Origin of the sequence: Ruegeria atlantica, from assembly GCF_947495585.1 — a bacterium.
Classification (GTDB): Bacteria; Pseudomonadota; Alphaproteobacteria; order Rhodobacterales; family Rhodobacteraceae; genus Ruegeria; species Ruegeria atlantica_G.
In genome coordinates this window covers 152,967-169,925 of record NZ_CANLZK010000004.1, presented here as the reverse complement: position 1 = coordinate 169,925, position 16,959 = coordinate 152,967, and the positions used below count along the sequence as shown (strand labels likewise).

Below are 16,959 nucleotides of genomic sequence, written 5' to 3'. Positions count from 1 at the left end.
TTTAATTTGATCAAATTGCGCCTTGCCACACCGAAATACCGGTGCCAGAGTGGCGCAAATTCCCGGCATCCGGGCCACGGGATCAGGAGGATACGTGATGATCGAGAAACGCAATTTCTACATTGACGGAACATGGGTCGCCCCATCTGCAGCGAATGATTTCGAGGTGATCAACCCCTCGACCGAGGAACCCTGCGCGGTGATCTCTCTGGGCGCGCAAGCTGATACCGACGCCGCAGTTGCTGCTGCAAAGGCCGCCCTGCCCGGCTGGATGGCCACACCGGTCGAAGATCGCATCGCGTTGGTCGAGAAACTGATCGGGATTTACCAAGCCCGGTCTGAGGATTTGGCACAGGCGATGTCTCTTGAGATGGGCGCGCCAATCGACATGGCGCGCACCCAGCAATCCGGCGCGGGCATGTATCACCTGGCGAACTTTGTGCGCGCAGCCAAAGCGTTCCAATTCGACCGCCCGCTGGGCGATCACGCGCCCAATGACCGGATCATCTATGAGGCCGTCGGTGTTGCTGCCCTGATCACACCGTGGAACTGGCCGATGAACCAGGTCACGCTCAAGGTCGGCGCGGCGGCGATTGCAGGCTGCACCATGGTTCTGAAACCCTCCGAACAAAGCCCGCTGAACGCGATGATCTTTGCCGAGATGATGGATGAGGCTGGCTTCCCCGCCGGTGTGTTCAATCTGGTGAACGGCGATGGCGTGGGCGTTGGTTCCCAGCTTTCGGCGCATCCTGATGTTGATATGGTCAGCTTTACCGGCTCGACCCGCGCAGGCACAGCGATCTCAAAAAGTGCTGCAGACACGTTGAAAAAAGTACATCTGGAGCTGGGCGGTAAGGGCGCAAACGTGGTCTTTGCCGATGCCGATGAAAAGGCCGTCAAACGTGGTGTTCTGCACATGATGAACAACACCGGCCAAAGCTGTAATGCGCCAAGCCGCATGCTGGTGCAACGCCCGATCTACGATCAAGCCGTGGAAACGGCGGCTGAAGTGGCCAGCATGGTTTCGGTGGGCAGCGCGCAGGAAGAAGGCCGCCATATCGGCCCCGTCGTGAACGAGGTGCAGTGGAACAAAATCCAGGACCTGATCCAGAAGGGCATCGATGAAGGCGCCCGATTGGTGACAGGCGGCACCGGTCGGCCCGAGGGGCTGAACAAGGGCTATTATGTACGTCCAACCGTCTTTGCTGACGCCAATAACCAGATGACCGTCGCGCGCGAAGAGATCTTTGGCCCGGTCCTGACCATGATCCCCTTCGACACCGAAGAAGAAGCGGTCGAGATTGCCAACGACACGCCATACGGCCTGACCAATTATGTTCAGACACAAGACGGCGCGCGGGCTAACCGAATGGCGCGGGTACTGCGGTCCGGAATGGTCGAAATGAATGGCCAGTCGCGCAGTGCAGGATCACCGTTTGGCGGCATGAAACAGTCCGGAAACGGGCGCGAAGGCGGCTTGTGGGGGTTGGAGGATTTCCTTGAGGTCAAAGCCGTCGGTGGCTGGGCGGCAGAGTGACGCCAGACCAGAACTTAACAAAAGGGCGCGGCGGTGGTTACCCGCCGCGCCCTTTTCTTTACGTGGGTCGCACGATCAGTTGCGGTTGGCCGTCCGAGGTATGCCGCGTGGATCGACCATCCCAGCCAATCTCACCGGTTACGCGCTGACGATAGGCCGAGAAGCTGTTGAACTGAACGACATCCACGGGGGTGTCAAAATGTAACGTAACGCGCCGATGCGACCCGTCACCCAATAGGGTCATACCACGGATTTCCGCCCTGAACGGCTGCCCCAGATAGAACCCTTCAACCCGTTCACCAACACGCAAATGCATGCGATTTCCGGCCATGGCGTGCAACGTATTCCAATCGCGCACCCCGTGTTGATGCGCCAGCAATTCCAGCGATTCACTATGCGATAGCGAAACCCCCGCTCCGCGCAGCCTGTCGCGCAGTCGTTTTGCCTGCGCTTTTAGCTCCTCAAGTGGAGCAATATTGTTTGAACGTGTCATTTCTTGCCTCGTTTCCTTAAACGGGCGCCAAGTCAAGACGGAGTTCGCATTGCCATCCGCGCGCCAGAAAAGGGCAACAGATGTTCATCAACCGGGTTTCACCAATGCCAAATGGCTGCGAACGGCAGGGGACCCGAACCTGAGGGTGACATTTCGCACTGGCGGATGCGTCTGTCAATCAGGCTCTGGTACTTTTTAACTCACTGTCCGGTTCCAGATGGATGACAAACACTGACCCCGGAAACTTCCTGTTCAGGGCCGCCTCGATATCGTCGCAGATGTCATGCGCGGCCGCGACCGACATGGCACCGTCAACGACAAGGTGAAACTCAACGAAAATCATGTTGGCTGACCTGCGACCGCGCAGATCATGATACTCAAGCGCCGGGCCCAAATTGGCTTCGATTGTTTCGCGCACAGACGTCAATTCCCCATCGACCAGCGAAGCATCCATCAACCCGTCGACCGAGCTGCGGATGACCTTCCACCCCTCCCACAGAATGTTCAACGCCACCAGAATCGCGATGATCGGATCAAGGACCAACCAACCTGTCGCCATCGCTATCAGCAACCCGACAACAACGCCGACCGAGGTCATAATGTCGGTTAATATGTGCTTTCCGCTCGCCTCCAACGCCGGTGAGGATTCTCGTCGCCCTATCCTCAGCAGTAGAAACGCCCAGATACCATTCAGGCACGTCGCGCCCACATTTATGGCAATGCCCAATAACGGTTCCCCGGCCAGATGCGGATTAGGCAGGGCATAGACGGCTTCACGAATGATCAGCAGCGCAGCCAGAACAATCAATGTTCCCTCAATAACCGCCGACAGGTACTCGGCTTTCTTATGCCCGAACGGGTGTTTCTTGTCTGGCGGCATGCCAGATATCCGCACCGCAAAAAATGCAAGCAGAGCGGCCGCTACATTCACCACTGATTCCAAGGCGTCCGAGAGCAGGGCGACCGAGCCCGTCACCCACCAGGCCAGCAGTTTCAGCAGCAAAACCGCCACTGAAACCGGAATGGCCCACGCCGCGAATGTCTGTGTGATCTGCCTGCTGTCCTGCTTCATAGAATCTCACTATCACAGGATGCAGCAGCGCAAAGTTTGTTTTTGACGTGACTATGCGTCGGCCTGAGCGGCCTCGAATGCCAGCATTGCGCGTTTGACCGGCAAGCCCCAGTGATAGCCACCCAGCCCACCGGATTTGCGGAGCGCCCGGTGGCAAGGGATCAGCCAGCTGACCGGGTTGCGGCCAACCGCAGTACCCACGGCGCGCACTGCTTGTGGCGATCCCACACGTTGCGCAATCTCAGAATAGGTGGTGACCTGACCCGACGGGATGTGCATCAGCGCCTCCCAAACCTTGATTTGCAGGGGCGAGCCAATGAGGTACAGCGGCGTAGGTTCCAACCGGTCGCTTGCCGCGCCAAAAGCACTTAGAACCCAAGGGCGCAGACGCATCGGATCTTCTATGAACTCGGCCTTGGGCCAGCGTGAGATCATATCCTCCATCGCGGCCTCTTCGCCAGTTTCGGCCCCGAAGGCAATGCCGCAGATACCCTTATCGGTTCCCATGACCAGTGCCGGGCCAAAGGGGCATTCGAACCAGCCCCAATAGATCGTCAGCCCCACGCCTCTGCGCGCGTATTCGCCGGGGCTCATGGATTCCCATTTCAGGAACAAATCGTGCAGACGGCCACTGCCGGACAGGCCGACGTTGTGTGCGGTTTCCAACGTGGTGAACCGTTCCCGCAACAATGCCTTGGCGTGGCCCAAGGTCAGATATTGCTGGTAGCGTTTCGGCGACACCCCCGTCCAACGCGAGAACAGGCGCTGGAAATGCGCCGGGCTCATATCCATCTGGCGGGCTAGCTCTTCCAGGCTCAGGCCTTCTCCGCCTCGATCAATCAGGTCGATCGCGCGGCGCATGACGTTGTAGTGGTATCCGCTTTCCGGTGTCTGGACGTTCATGGCTATTACCTCATATTCTTGACCAAACCATAGCGCGCAGGTTACGCCCTCGCGACCCGGAACTTGCGCATTGGCTTTGGACTTGTATCGACGCGCCCCGAACGGCATTAAGACGCGGATGGCAAAACAACTCGGATATCACCGGATCCGCGAGATCTTTACGCGCTTTCAGGAAGCCGACCCCGAACCCAAGGGCGAGCTTGAGCATGTCAACGTTTATACCCTGGTGGTCGCCGTGGCCCTGTCTGCGCAAGCCACAGATGTCGGTGTGAACAAGGCGACACGCGCCTTGTTCAAGATCGCTGACACACCGCAAAAGATGCTGTATCTGGGCGAAGAAGGTCTGATCGAACACATCAAGACCATTGGTCTGTTCCGCCAGAAGGCCAAGAACGTCATCAAGCTCAGCCGTATTCTGGTCGACGACTATGACGGCGAGGTACCCAATTCCCGTGCAGCACTGCAATCGCTGCCGGGAGTGGGCCGCAAAACCGCCAATGTGGTGTTGAACATGTGGTGGCGATATCCGGCGCAGGCGGTGGACACGCATATCTTTCGGGTTGGCAATCGCACCGGCATTTGCCCCGGTAAGAATGTGGACGCCGTCGAACGCGCCATCGAAGACAATATCCCGACTGATTTTCAACTGCATGCGCATCACTGGCTGATCCTGCATGGCCGCTATCATTGCAAAGCGCGCAAACCCATGTGCGGTACCTGCATCATCCGCGATCTCTGCGAATTTGAGGACAAGAACCTATGAAAACCTACCAACTGACCGGCATCGGAAACGCAGTTGTGGACGTGATTTCTCAAGCCGACGACAGTTTCCTAGAGCTGATGGGCATTGAAAAAGGCATCATGCAGCTGATCGAGCAGGAGCGTGGCGAGGTCCTCTATGCCTCGATGGAAGGTCGGGTTCAGACGCCGGGTGGCTCGGTCGCCAACACCATCGCCGGCGCAGGTGCGCTGGGGCTGGATTCAGCGTTTATCGGGCGGGTTCATGATGACGCTCTGGGCCGGTTCTACGCGGATGCGATGAACGAGGACGGCGTTGATTTCGTGAACCCTCCGGTTCCGGGTGGCGAACTGCCGACCTCGCGCTCGATGATTTTTGTCTCGCCTGATGGAGAACGGTCAATGAATACCTATCTGGGGATTTCCTCGGAACTGTCGTCGCAGGACGTATCGGATGACGTCGCAGGCAACAGCCAGATCATGTTCCTTGAGGGGTATCTGTTCGACAAGGAAAAGGGCAAAGCTGCGTTTCTAGAGGCCGCGCGCGCGTGCCACAAAAGTGGCGGCAAGGCGGGTATCGCCATTTCCGACCCCTTCTGTGTGGAACGCCACCGTGTCGATTTCCTGCTGCTGATCGAAAACGAACTTGATTTCGTCATCGGCAACGAGGCCGAAATCAAATCCCTGTTCGAAACCGACGATCTGGAAGAGGCGCTGGCCAAAACCGCCGCGATCTGCCCGCTTGTCGTATGCACCCGCTCCGGCGACGGCGTGACTGTCCTAAGCGACGGGCAACGCGTCGACGTACCGGTCGAGAAAGTCGTGCCCGTGGACGCAACCGGTGCGGGCGATCAGTTTGCCGCCGGCTTCCTGTTTGGCATGGCCACAGGCCGCGATCACGAAGCCTGCGCCAAGATCGGCAATATCTGCGCCCGCGAGGTCATCAGTCACATCGGCCCGCGCCCCGAGGCGAACATGCAGGAACTGCTGCGCGCCGAAGGGTTGCTGTAATCCGCTGATTAATATCCAGCCGCCGCGTCGTTCAAGGCCCAGTTATACTGATACGCTTTGACACGCGGCGTCTGCTGAAGACGGGCGCGCAGCTCGGGTTCAGCTGCTGTCGCGATATAGGCCAGCACGGATTTTTCATTCGGTCCGAAATCCTCGCTGAACCAGATAAAGATCTTTGACAGGATCAATCCGCCACGCGCGTCGAACTGCACACCACGCGGGTTGTTGATATAGGCGTGCTCGGCAGCGGCGAAATCGCGCTCTAACGTCTCGGCCTGCCAGGCGCGATCCATCAGGTTGGGGCAGCCCACAGCAGCACAGTTCAGCGCATAGTGGATGCGCGGTTCGCCGAATGTGGGCCGAATAATGCGGTGTTCGATGTCATTGAGGGTCAACTCCTGCCCAGCCACCCGCGCCAGAGTTTGGTTCCACGGCCCAATCGAAAATCGCCCGTTTTTGATGTCACGGATCGAAGCGACGGGATAGTTTTCAAGAACCACATCCACCGTCAGCGCATTGTACAAGTTGATCCAATACGCCAGTTGCTGATCACGTGTCAGACGCGCAGGGTAAATGGCTTGCAGATCGACCAGATATTCGTCTAGGCGCGCGCGGTCTGCCTGTGTCACCTGCCCGTAAGTTACCCGGTTCACCCCCTGCCCGTCGGTCACGACATAGCGGTGCAGGAAAGCTGTCAAATCGCGGTGATCGACCTTTTCGCCCGGCGGGGACGCAAAACTGGTCAGGGTCTGCTCTGGCAATGCCTCGGGGGCGGGCAAGGCCAGACGCTCGACACTTGCGCATGCGGTCAAAACTGGAAGCAGCAGGATCAGAAGTTTTCTCATGAAACGTCCTTTTGGTTCCGACGCGTGGCCCGCAATTGCCCCTTGAGCCGCTTGAGCGGGGCCAGACCCGGATCGCTCAGATCCGGCAGATCGGGCCCGCCAGACAGGCGAGGAACAGCGGCATTCCACCAGCTTGGGCCAGATGGCCCGTCGACCCGATCCGGTTCGGCCAGATGCATGTCACGCTGCGCGTTGTGCACGCACATCGACAGCGGCCCGTTCGCGGTTGCGACCATAAAGACGCAAGAGGCACATCGATCATCCTCCAATGCGTCGGCGGCCATGAAGTTATGAATGAACAACGATTGCCGGCGGACAGGTCCCCGCAATAAACCTCTACCCAATCGCAGCACGCACCTCAGCAGGTACAACCCGGCTCGCAGCGCCAAAAACGGGTTGCGCCACGCCATACGCCGGACGCTGTCACGGGTGTCGATATGGCCGTCGGTTGATTGATCGGCCCGGCTTAGCGCAGCGATCACTTTCTGAGTCAGGCGTTTGGCGGACAGAACCGAAACCGCACGCCCGCCGGCAGTCACAACACTTGCATAGCGATTGCATTTCGAATGCCCAACGGTGGCCGTGTCGAAATGCAGGGGCGTTTCATATCCGGTCTCGACCGCGCGCATGACACTGTCCTGCGTGATCGCGTCGGGACGTTCGCGCAACACCCCGCGCCCGGTATCGGCTTGCATCTGGAAGGACACAAAGGCGACCTCGGGGCGGTCTCGCATGAACCGCGCCAGCGCAGAGAGTTCAGCAATATTGCCGCCGAAGACCGTCGTGTTGAACAACACCCGCAGGCCCAGTCCGCGCGTGTGGCGGATATAGGCGCGGCGCACCACATTTAACTCAGCCTCGCTGTTGAACCCCTTGCGTTCCTGCGTCATGTCGACGTGAAAGGCCACGTCATCCAACCCCGCCGCCGCAAGCCGCGTCAGAAACGCCCGGCTGGCGCGAATGCCGTTGGTCATCAGGCACGACCGCATGCCCAGGCGGCGAATTTCGCGGCACAGTGCCTCTAGGTCTTCCACCTTGCGCAGGGTCGGATCACCCCCCGTCAACTGGACCGAGACACCGGGGCCATAATGGCTGTGGATCGTGGCAAGACGCGCAAACAGAACCGACAGCGGTGGGTCATAGGTCATCTCGGCTCGGTCCGAGAGGTAACACAGTGTGCAATCCAGATTGCAACGTTGGGTGACCTCAAGCGCGACGCAGGCGATGGGGTAGAACCGGCCTGCCGTCTGCCCTGCGCCATATTCCCCGCACCCTTGCAGACCGCCGCGCAAAGGCGCGCGACGGTCGTTGCCGATAAACTTGCGTCCGGCGGGTTTTACAGAAGAGAGAGTTGGGGCCGTGTCCTTCATACCCGTCAAGCTAGACAGGTCGATCAGATGCGGCCACGCCCCCTCACGCCAACGTGCGGCTTAGTGAGTGAATCACTCGCAGCACCCGCCGGATTGTTTCACCTGAGCGGTTACAGGCGCTTCGTTCAGGTTCGCACCCCGCCCCAACCACGTTCGGTCTGCGAGATAGAAATCGGTGAACCGGGTGACAAAATCCTCGGAAACGGTATTCTGCGGGATGCCGGTCGCCATCAAAGCCTGTTGCCACGCCTTCACCTTAGGATAGTCAGCCAACATATCGTGCCCGCTGTGATCGGCCACGATTGCAGCCCGGTGAAGCAACGGCAACCAAGCCATATCGACATTGCCCAGCGCCTCACCCGCAAAGAATGGGCCACAGCTAAGCTGCTTCTCGGCTTTCGCGAACGAGGCGTTCAACTTGGTCGTCCGATCCGCAAAGATCACCAGATCCGCGCTTTGCATTGCGCTGCACTGAACAAGGTAGTGCTTGCTGGCCTGATAGCTCCACGCGCGGTTCAGAGCGCGCTGTTCGGGTGTCAGATCGGGTTGCAGCGGGGCGGCCACCTCATCGAGGTATTCGGCAATCGCGTCCGACTCAAACAGCGCTATACCGCCTTCGGTCACCAGAACCGGCACCTGACCTGTCGGCGACAGCTCCAGAAACCAATCCGGCTTGTCGCTGAGGCTTATGTAGTCGATCTGATAGGGCACCTGCTTGGCTTCCAACAGCGCAGTGATACGCTGAACGAAGGGGCAGATTTTGAAACTGATGATACGGATCATTTGTCATTCCTTTTGCTGGTTTCATCTGACAGACGAAGCCCGCGCCAAAAAGACGACGATCAGATCAACATTTTTTGCAGGATTTCGGTTTTTTCTGCACGTCCGAGATATTGCCCCGCACATCCATTGAGATATTGCAGCAATCTTCGAACGCTTTTCGCAGCTCCGAGCGGCCTTTTTGAACCCGGGACTTAAGCGTTGAATAGGCCAGCCCCTGCGCCTGTGCATAATCCTGTTGGGACATGCCATTGATGTCGATCTCCATCAGCATGTCCGCGGTTTCCTGCGGCAACCCGCGAATGAAAGGTTCGACGCACCCCTCAAGGTCCTGACGCGTTTCCGGATCATCCCGATGATACCAAAGATCATCCGGATGCGCCTCGACACGGCCGGATTTTCGGTAATGGTCGATGATCGTGCGGTCGGCCGTTTGAAACAACCACGGTTGCAGTTTGGCAGGGTCTTTCAGATTGGGCAGACCGGTGAAGACCTTGACCGAGATCTCTTGCAACAGGTCTTCCACATCCGCGGTGTTGGACACACGCGAATGCAGAAACGCCTTCAGGCGCGCGCGGTACTTGGGCCAGATGTCTTCAATCTGCATGCCGCTTTATGACAGGTGATCGGCAAAGGCGGCAACCACCTGCTCGTACTCCGCACGTTTGTAGGAACCGATTTTGCAGGTCTGCCGGCGCGATTTTTGGCAAGGCGAGGTTGCCAGCTACAACGCCAAAAATTTGCCTCAGTGTCGATGTATCTCATCGCCAATTAGATTAATTCCGGATTTTTTTATGACACTTCGCGTAGCTGTTTTGGTGGACGGCGACAATATCAGCGCCACTTACAAAAAATACGTTGGCCGGATCGCTCAGAAATATGGGCGTATCGACGTCGCACGGGTTTATATGAATGCTCAGGTTTCTTCGGCGTGGCATGAGGCCAGCGAATATCACCTGATCCATAGCGGCACGGGCAAGAACGCCTCAGATATTCTATTGTGTATCGACGCAATCGAGTTCGCCTTGAACCGGGGCATCGATGCCATGGTGATCGTCAGCTCGGACGGCGACTTTACGCACCTGCATCGGCGGCTACGCGAATTCGGCGTCAGGACAGTCGGCGTTGGCGAAGCCAAAGCACCACAGCACGTTCGGGATAATTGCACTGTGTTTGTTGAGCTTCAGCAAAGCCAAGCCTCCGAGGCGTCCGACCTCGACAGAAAAATCCAGACTGTAATTTCTCAGGGCAGCCAGAATGGGCAAGGCATACCCATCGCCGATCTAAACGTGCGTATGCGTCGGTTACACGATATCAAGATCAGTACGTATCCCGAAAAGAACTGGCGCGGATACCTGACCGCGCGCGACGATTTGTTCGAACTGGACCCCAAAGGACCTGCCGCACGCGTTCGCTTCAAGCCCCAAGGCTTTGGTTAGCGCCCAAAGCCCAAGTAATCGGCAAAGGCGGCAACCACCTGTCGGTAAACCTCACGTTTGAACGACACGATCTCGTCAATCAGCTGACCGGGCTCCTGCCATTTCCACTTGATGAATTCCGGGTGCTCGGTCTGGATGTCGATCTGATCGTCGCGGCCGGTGAACCGCAGAAAGAACCATTTCTGTTCCTGCCCGCGATAACGGCCTTTCCAGATTTTCGGCACGATGTCGTGTGGCAGATCATAAGGCAGCCAGCCGTCCGTCTCAGCGACGATCTCGACCAAGTCCGAGGTTACGCCGGTTTCTTCCCACAGCTCACGCAGGGCTGCATCCCGTGGATCTTCGCCCTTGTCCACGCCGCCTTGAGGCATTTGCCATGCATCCTTGTGGCGATCATTGCGCTGACCGACGAAAATCCTGCCCTCGGCATTCATCAGCATAAGCCCCACGCAAGGGCGATAGGGCAGTTTGGCGATCTCTTCGGGGGTCATGTGCAGCCTCGTAAACATGCTTTGTGGGTTCTGTAGCAAGCAGCGGAGTGAAGGCAAAGGGTGTGACGTTAGGTTTCGCGTGACAACATTGACGTGAAGGTCAATCTATCCGCAAAAATCAGGAGGGAGAGTTCGCCATGACTGCGTACCCAAATATGCTGGCCCCGCTGGATCTGGGCTTTACGACTTTGAAGAACCGCGTCCTGATGGGGTCGATGCATACAGGGCTTGAGGAAACCGGCGACTGGAACCGGGTGGCCGAGTTCTATGCCGACCGCGCCCGTGGCGGTGTCGCATTGATGGTGACAGGCGGGATTGGCCCGAACCTTGAAGGATCGGTGCTGCCCGGCGCGTCGATGATGACCAATGACAAAGAAGTCGCGAACCATTCCATCGTCACACAGCGGGTGCACGACGCGGGGGGCAAGATCGCGATGCAGATCCTACATGCGGGTCGCTATGCCTATGGTCCGAAATGTGTGGCCCCCAGCCCGGTGAAATCCCCGATCTCGCCCTTCCCGCCGAATGAGCTGGACGAGGAAGGTATCGAGAAACAGATCAGCGACATCGTGAACGCTGCCGTTCTGGCCCGGAAAGCGGGTTATGACGGGGTCGAGATCATGGGGTCCGAGGGATATTTCCTCAACCAGTTCATTGTGAAACACACCAACAAGCGTACCGACCATTGGGGCGGGTCCTATGAGGACCGTATGCGCCTGCCGATCGAAGTCGTTCGCCGCACGCGTGAAGCCGTAGGCACTGATTTTATCATCATCTATCGCCTGTCGATGATCGACCTGATCCCCAATGGCTCGACCCATGAGGAGGTCGTTGAACTGGCCCAGCGTATCGAAGAGGCCGGTGCCACGATCATCAACACCGGCATCGGCTGGCACGAAGCACGCATTCCGACCATCGCCACCAGCGTTCCGCGCGCGGCCTTCGCCTGGGTAACGAAAAAGCTGATGGGTAAGGTTTCTATCCCCGTCATCACCTCGAACCGGATCAACACGCCAGAGGTAGCCGAAGAGGTCCTGTCGACGGGTTGCGCCGACATGGTGTCTCTGGCCCGTCCGATGCTCGCCGATGCAGATTTCGTCAACAAGGCAATTGCAGGTGAAGCGGCACAGATTGCGCCGTGCATTGCCTGCAACCAGGCGTGTCTGGACCACACCTTTAGCGGCAAGTTGACCTCGTGCCTTGTGAACCCGCGCGCCTGCCATGAGACCGAATTGGAAATCACCACAACTGAAGCGCCAAAGACGATTGCCATTGTCGGCGCCGGCCCCGCGGGATTGTCCACCGCGATGACCGCAGCCCAGCGCGGACACGACGTGACCCTGTTCGATCGCGCCTCGGAGATTGGCGGCCAATTGAACATGGCCAAGCAGGTTCCGGGCAAAGAAGAGTTCTGGGGACTGGTCGATTGGTACCGCACCATGATGACCGATCTGGGTGTGAAGGTAGAGCTGAACCGCGAAGTCAGCGCTGACGACCTGACCGGCTTTGACGAGGTGGTTATCGCTACTGGTGTCATTCCGCGCGATCCGCAAATCCCGGGTCAGGATCGGGACAACGTCATCAATTATATCGACGTGCTGCGCGAAAAGGCGGATGTCGGTAAGTCAGTCGCCGTGATCGGTGCCGGCGGCATCGGGTTTGATGTGTCCGAATTCCTGCTGGAAGACGGCCACAGCGTTACCACCGACCTGCCCGCATGGATGAAGGAATGGGGCGTCACAGACCCGGCCGAACACCGCTCGGGCCTGGCACCTGAGGGTCCGCAACCTGCGGCACCTGCGCGTGAGGTCACTCTGTTACAGCGCAAGAAACAGGCGCATGGGAAAGGTCTGGGTAAAACAACCGGCTGGATTCACCGCGCTACGCTCAAGATGAAGGACGTCAACTTTGTGGGCGGCGTGAACTACGAGCGTATCGATGAGGACGGCCTGCATGTCAGCTTTGGCGAAGAACGTGCTGATCCGACCGTGATCGCGGCGGACACAATCGTTATGTGTTCCGGTCAGGAGTCCGAGCGCAGCCTGGCGGATGCGCTGATCGAACGCGGCATCACTCCGCATGTGATCGGCGGGGCAGATGTGGCGGCAGAGCTGGACGCCAAACGGGCGATCAATCAGGGGACGCGACTGGCGGCTACGTTCTGACGCCATTGTCACAATTGCTCTGACGAAAGCCGCTTCTAAGGAGGCGGCTTTTTTTGTGCCACTTGACTCTATTGGTATTTATATACATATGTACTTCATGAGTCAAAAAATTGAACGCACCCAAACGGGAATTCGTATCGAAAAACGCCTGCTGAAAGTCCTCAAGGGGCTGGCAGAGTCGCTGAACATGACCCTTGGCGATCTGATCGAGGGGATTGCTCTGCATAGCTTTGAGAACAAGCCAGCGTTTTCCGAGGAAACGCTGGAGAAGGTCAAACAGCTCAAAAGTGTCTACGACCTCGACTGGACAGCCAATGACAGCCACCGTTTCAAGAAGGACGGGGAATGAGCACCGACATCACCAGCGCGTTTGAGGCACACGCCATCGATAACACAACGTTCGGACATGCCGAACATGTACAGGTCGCATATGACCTGCTGCGAAAGTACGATTTCATCGATGCTGCAGCGATCTACGCCAAAGGGATCCGAACACTTGCGGCCAAAGCCGGCGCCCCGGATAAGTTCAACCTAACGATCACCTACGCGTTCATGAGCCTGATCGCAGAGCGTCTTGCCAGTTCACAATCCAGCACTTTCGAGGCATTCATTGCGGAAAACCCCGATTTGATGGCCAAGACAACCCTCAGCCAATGGTATCCACAAGAACGGCTGAATTCGGCGCTGGCGCGCCGTATTTTCCTATTGCCCGACGTGGCATAGTCGCCCGTGCCGTGAAGGCACGCGATTACTCGACCGTAATCGTGATCACCTGGGACACAATAGGAGGGGAGTGTGGCACATGCCCGGCATCGCCCAGCACCAGTTGCAGCGTGTGTGCACCAGAGGCCAATTCCGTTGTCACCTGGGTCTGTCCCCCGCCGAAATGCAGATGGTTGTCGTCCGCAGGCAGACCATAGGCCAGCTCGTCCACACCGTCCTCGCCCTCACCCAATGGCGGGCGGTCGATCAGCAAATGGTGATGACCGGTGTTTTCCACCTCGGTTCCGGCGGGGGCCACGCCCATCCCGCTTAACCCAAAGACCACGGTCACCGGCGATGAAACCGTGTCGCCATCCGACAGGTTTACAAAATAGACCCGTGCGTCTGGGTTCGACGGCGTCTCGCCACCCGCCCATACAAGGGTCGCGGACAGACATGTGGCTGCTATGGTATAAATGGCTTTCATGATCTCCTCCGTGGTCACAAATTTGCCATTGTCACCCTAGCATATCTGGCCGAAATCACCCAAAACCCTTGGCTTACAGGCTTTGTGGCCATCTAGGAAACCATCGTTTCCGCGTTTCCCATATGCAAACGATCCGAATTGAAACCCTGATATTATCCCATGTCCGCCCTGTTTCCGCCTAGATTGGACGTCAGGTTGGCAAAAAGGACTAAGACCTGGGGAATGAGAATGGACCGACTGACCGAAATGGAAGCCTTTGCCAATGTGGTGGACCAGGGTGGCTTCACCGATGCGGCCAAGAAAATGGGCATCTCCAAATCGGCCGTGTCAAAGCATGTTTCCAGCCTCGAGGCCCGTCTGGGCGCACGGCTGCTGAACCGCACGACCCGGCGCGTGTCGCCGACCGAAATTGGCCTGGCATATTACGATCGCGCAAGGCGCGTTCTAAATGATGCCGGCGAAGCTGATGCGCTTGTGACTTCGATGCAATCCGCCCCCTCGGGTCTGCTTCGGATCAGCGTTGCAACAGATTTCGGCGTCAATCATCTGTCTCCGGTTCTGTCGGATTTTCTGGCGGCCTATCCTGATATCACAGTGAATATGGTTCTGAACAACCGCTACGTCGAGTTGATTTCAGAAGGGTTCGATGTGGCCGTCCGGATTGGTGAACTGGAAGACAGCACCCTGCGCGCCCGTAAACTGACAGAAACTGTCAAACGGATGGTCGCGGCGCCCAGCTATGTCGAGAAATTCGGCCGACCGCAGAAAATTGACGATCTGAACGAACACAAGCTGCTGCATTACTCCAGCCAGTCTTCTGGCAACGTGTGGAGGCTGACCGCGCCGTCGGGTGAAAAAAGACAGGTTCGCACCGCAGGGTGGCTGAGCGTGAACGATGGGCAATCCCTGTTGAACGCCGCCATCTCTGGTCTGGGGATCGCATATCTGCCCAGCTATCTGTACGCAGAAGCGCTGAAATCCGGTGCCGTTGTGGATGCGATGCCATCGCTTCCGGACGAGGTGCAGGGCGTCTACGCCGTTTACCCGCCAGGGCGATTTACACAGCCCAAGGTGCGAGCATTCATAGATTTTCTCGTCGATGCCTTTCACGAAAAAGGCCCGATGGACTGGTGAACTCAGGAGCGCGCGACATTAAGGCGATTACATCGCAAGGATACTCTGAGAAGCTGCTGAAATTTGGGGGACTAGAATCCATTTGCCGGTTTCCTTAATGCCATGCAATGAGATGAAAAAGGGTGAGGGAATGAGCACGGCGATTGAGACCAATGCCAGCGAAAAAAAATCCGTAGGCGCACCGCACTCGGCGACTTTTGTCAGTTCAAGGCAACTTCCGAAATCGGCCGTAAGCGAAGTCACTGGATTGATCGGTGTCGTTTCCTTGTTCTGCGCCACAATGGGAGCAGCGTATTTCGAAGTATCTTTGCTGCAATCCATTATGATGTTGTTGGGTTTGCCTGCGGCAACGATGATTGCATCGACTATTTTGCTCGACAAAGCACACTTGCGCGCTTCCACAGGCTTGGACTATGGGCTGGAAAGACACCGGCCTGAAGTTATGGAGATTACAGTTACAAAGACTTTAGGTCTGGGTGCTACCTTTCTCGTGATCGCCCTAGCTTATCAACTCATCCCGACCTATGAAGCAACGAAGTACGAGTTGACCCGGGCATTGTCTCTTGTAGTTTTTCCATTGCTCTGGATCCTGTCGCCAATTTACATTGCATTTACCACTCGCCACATGGTGGATCCTCGCGACGAGCTTTGGCACTTTGGAAAGCTGGTCACGTTAAACTACTCGGCTGTCGATCGACAAAAGGTCAAAGATCATTGTCGCGCATGGCTCGTCAAAGGTTTTTTCTTAGCATTTATGATCTCGATCCTGCCGACGAACATTCATTCCATGATCAACGCTGATCTGAGTAATTTTTTTTCTAAACCGCTGCCGACCGTTTTTTTCTTAATTCAATTGACGTTTTTCGTGGACGTCTGCATCGGGACGATCGGATATCTTTGCACCTTTAAAGCGCTGGACTCACACATCAGAACCGCAAACCCCTACCTTTCTTCTTGGGTTGCAGCGTTGATCTGTTATCCGCCGTTCGTTCTCATGACTTCAGGGGGCCCTCTTGATTACAAATCCGGCACTCAAGATTGGACATATTGGTTTGAAGGGATGCCACTGCTTTTAACACTATGGGGGTCAGCGATCGTATTACTTGCAGTGATTTATGCCTGGGCCACGGTTGCATTCGGAATTAGGTTCTCGAATCTGACACATCGCGGGATAATTACGACCGGGCCGTTTCGCTACGCCAAGCACCCGGCGTACCTGTCAAAAAACGCTATGTGGTGGTTGATGTCTGTACCGTTCCTTTCAAACCTCGGAACGGCGGCGGCTGTTCAATGCTGTATTTTGCTGCTTGGAGTGAACGCAGTTTACTACGCCCGGGCCAAAACTGAAGAAAAACACCTTATGGCGGATGCGGACTATCGTGAATATTCTGAGTGGATTAAGGCAGAAGGCCTGTTTGCGCGGATACTTTCGGGTCGTCGCAAACCTCACACTCGCTAGTGTTTCTTGGCACCCGATAGAACACAATTCTAAACTGCTAGGAAAAGCGCTAACTTGTGAGGACTTAAAATATCAAATGAAGTTAATTTTGCAGAGATGAACTTGTTAAGGGTCAATTAGATCGCGATCTGTTCATTCATCGCGACTAGTAACAAGGCAAAAAGACAGTTCTTCATTTCAAGCTGAGTGACCTCAGTCAACTTGGCCCGTGCTATTCTCTGGCCAACGGGTGCGCAAACTCAGGCTGGTAAACCTGCCCATGGCAAACGGCGCGGGCTATTTGCAGATCAAGCTCGAGAATAGGCCGATGCAGGTGTAGGCGGCACACCACTA

At 56.9% G+C, this 16,959-nt stretch carries 18 protein-coding genes; 9 read left to right on the top strand and 9 right to left on the bottom strand.

All coding sequences use genetic code 11. The features are described 5' to 3' along the window. Nucleotides 1-97: 97 nt before the first annotated feature. Nucleotides 98-1,537 carry an aldehyde dehydrogenase family protein gene (locus QMP16_RS10315; RefSeq protein WP_282152305.1) on the top strand — a complete coding sequence of 480 codons (1,440 nt, stop codon included), beginning with the start codon at nt 98-100 and terminating at the stop codon, nt 1,535-1,537. Between the two features lie 58 nt (nt 1,538-1,595). Here the strand turns inward: QMP16_RS10315 and QMP16_RS10310 are convergent, their stop codons facing one another. The 3 genes from QMP16_RS10310 to QMP16_RS10300 form a co-directional block, all read right to left on the bottom strand. Further along, nucleotides 1,596-2,030, bottom strand: a complete 435-nt coding sequence (locus QMP16_RS10310; RefSeq protein ID WP_282152304.1) for a glyoxalase superfamily protein — start codon at nt 2,028-2,030, stop codon at nt 1,596-1,598. A gap of 178 nt (nt 2,031-2,208) precedes the next feature. Next, nucleotides 2,209-3,102, bottom strand: coding sequence for a cation diffusion facilitator family transporter (locus QMP16_RS10305; protein ID WP_282152303.1), 894 nt, complete (start codon nt 3,100-3,102; stop codon nt 2,209-2,211). Between the two features lie 51 nt (nt 3,103-3,153). Then, complete coding sequence (locus tag QMP16_RS10300; RefSeq protein WP_058275230.1) at nt 3,154-4,005, bottom strand: methylated-DNA--[protein]-cysteine S-methyltransferase; 852 nt, start codon at nt 4,003-4,005, stop codon at nt 3,154-3,156. A gap of 118 nt (nt 4,006-4,123) precedes the next feature. Between QMP16_RS10300 and nth the strand changes: the two genes are divergently transcribed. Then, nucleotides 4,124-4,768, top strand: coding sequence for an endonuclease III (gene nth / locus QMP16_RS10295; RefSeq protein WP_282152302.1), 645 nt, complete (start codon nt 4,124-4,126; stop codon nt 4,766-4,768). Then, nucleotides 4,765-5,754 carry an adenosine kinase gene (locus tag QMP16_RS10290; protein WP_282152301.1) on the top strand — a complete coding sequence of 330 codons (990 nt, stop codon included), beginning with the start codon at nt 4,765-4,767 and terminating at the stop codon, nt 5,752-5,754. The genes nth and QMP16_RS10290 overlap by 4 nt, the downstream gene beginning before the upstream one ends. Before the next feature lie 8 nt (nt 5,755-5,762). Here the strand turns inward: QMP16_RS10290 and QMP16_RS10285 are convergent, their stop codons facing one another. From QMP16_RS10285 to sigZ, 4 genes are all read right to left on the bottom strand, one after another. After that, the gene (locus tag QMP16_RS10285; protein WP_282152300.1) at nt 5,763-6,599 is read right to left on the bottom strand and encodes a DUF547 domain-containing protein; all 837 of its coding nucleotides are present in this window, start codon (nt 6,597-6,599) and stop codon (nt 5,763-5,765) included. Beyond that, complete coding sequence (locus tag QMP16_RS10280) at nt 6,596-7,969, bottom strand: radical SAM protein (protein ID WP_282152299.1); 1,374 nt, start codon at nt 7,967-7,969, stop codon at nt 6,596-6,598. The genes QMP16_RS10285 and QMP16_RS10280 overlap by 4 nt, the downstream gene beginning before the upstream one ends. Nucleotides 7,970-8,041: 72 nt before the next feature. Next, entirely contained in the window at nt 8,042-8,752 is a 711-nt protein-coding gene (locus tag QMP16_RS10275) for a glutathione S-transferase family protein (protein WP_282152298.1), read from the bottom strand. A 64-nt stretch (nt 8,753-8,816) separates the two neighbouring features. Further along, nucleotides 8,817-9,356 carry an RNA polymerase sigma factor SigZ gene (gene sigZ / locus QMP16_RS10270; protein ID WP_282152297.1) on the bottom strand — a complete coding sequence of 180 codons (540 nt, stop codon included), beginning with the start codon at nt 9,354-9,356 and terminating at the stop codon, nt 8,817-8,819. 187 nt (nt 9,357-9,543) lie between these two features. Here sigZ and QMP16_RS10265 point away from each other — a divergent pair, with 187 nt between their 5' ends. Further along, on the top strand, nt 9,544-10,188 hold the full coding sequence (locus QMP16_RS10265) for an NYN domain-containing protein (RefSeq protein ID WP_282152296.1): 645 nt from the start codon (nt 9,544-9,546) through the stop codon (nt 10,186-10,188). On the opposite strand, the gene QMP16_RS10260 is transcribed toward QMP16_RS10265, so the two are convergent. Further along, nucleotides 10,185-10,679, bottom strand: coding sequence for an RNA pyrophosphohydrolase (locus tag QMP16_RS10260; RefSeq protein ID WP_282152295.1), 495 nt, complete (start codon nt 10,677-10,679; stop codon nt 10,185-10,187). The two genes, QMP16_RS10265 and QMP16_RS10260, sit on opposite strands and share 4 nt — an antisense overlap. Nucleotides 10,680-10,816: 137 nt before the next feature. On the opposite strand from QMP16_RS10260, the gene QMP16_RS10255 reads away from it, so the two are divergent. The 3 genes from QMP16_RS10255 to QMP16_RS10245 all read left to right on the top strand — a co-directional run bounded on the left by QMP16_RS10255 (nt 10,817) and on the right by QMP16_RS10245 (nt 13,567). Beyond that, nucleotides 10,817-12,844, top strand: a complete 2,028-nt coding sequence (locus QMP16_RS10255; protein WP_282152294.1) for an NADPH-dependent 2,4-dienoyl-CoA reductase — start codon at nt 10,817-10,819, stop codon at nt 12,842-12,844. 97 nt (nt 12,845-12,941) lie between these two features. Beyond that, a complete protein-coding gene (locus QMP16_RS10250) occupies nt 12,942-13,193 on the top strand; it encodes a hypothetical protein (protein ID WP_282152293.1) in 252 nt (83 codons plus the stop codon). Then, nucleotides 13,190-13,567: a hypothetical protein gene (locus tag QMP16_RS10245; protein WP_282152292.1), complete on the top strand. Its 378-nt coding sequence runs from the start codon at nt 13,190-13,192 to the stop codon at nt 13,565-13,567. The genes QMP16_RS10250 and QMP16_RS10245 overlap by 4 nt, the downstream gene beginning before the upstream one ends. 25 nt (nt 13,568-13,592) lie before the next feature. On the opposite strand, the gene QMP16_RS10240 is transcribed toward QMP16_RS10245, so the two are convergent. Further along, a complete protein-coding gene (locus tag QMP16_RS10240) occupies nt 13,593-14,033 on the bottom strand; it encodes a DUF4399 domain-containing protein (RefSeq protein WP_282152291.1) in 441 nt (146 codons plus the stop codon). Nucleotides 14,034-14,261: 228 nt separating this feature from the next. Here QMP16_RS10240 and QMP16_RS10235 point away from each other — a divergent pair, with 228 nt between their 5' ends. Continuing rightward, the gene (locus tag QMP16_RS10235) at nt 14,262-15,167 is read left to right on the top strand and encodes a LysR family transcriptional regulator (protein ID WP_058275233.1); all 906 of its coding nucleotides are present in this window, start codon (nt 14,262-14,264) and stop codon (nt 15,165-15,167) included. 130 nt (nt 15,168-15,297) lie between these two features. Further along, the gene (locus tag QMP16_RS10230; protein ID WP_282152290.1) at nt 15,298-16,626 is read left to right on the top strand and encodes a methyltransferase family protein; all 1,329 of its coding nucleotides are present in this window, start codon (nt 15,298-15,300) and stop codon (nt 16,624-16,626) included. Nucleotides 16,627-16,959: the final 333 nt, after the last annotated feature.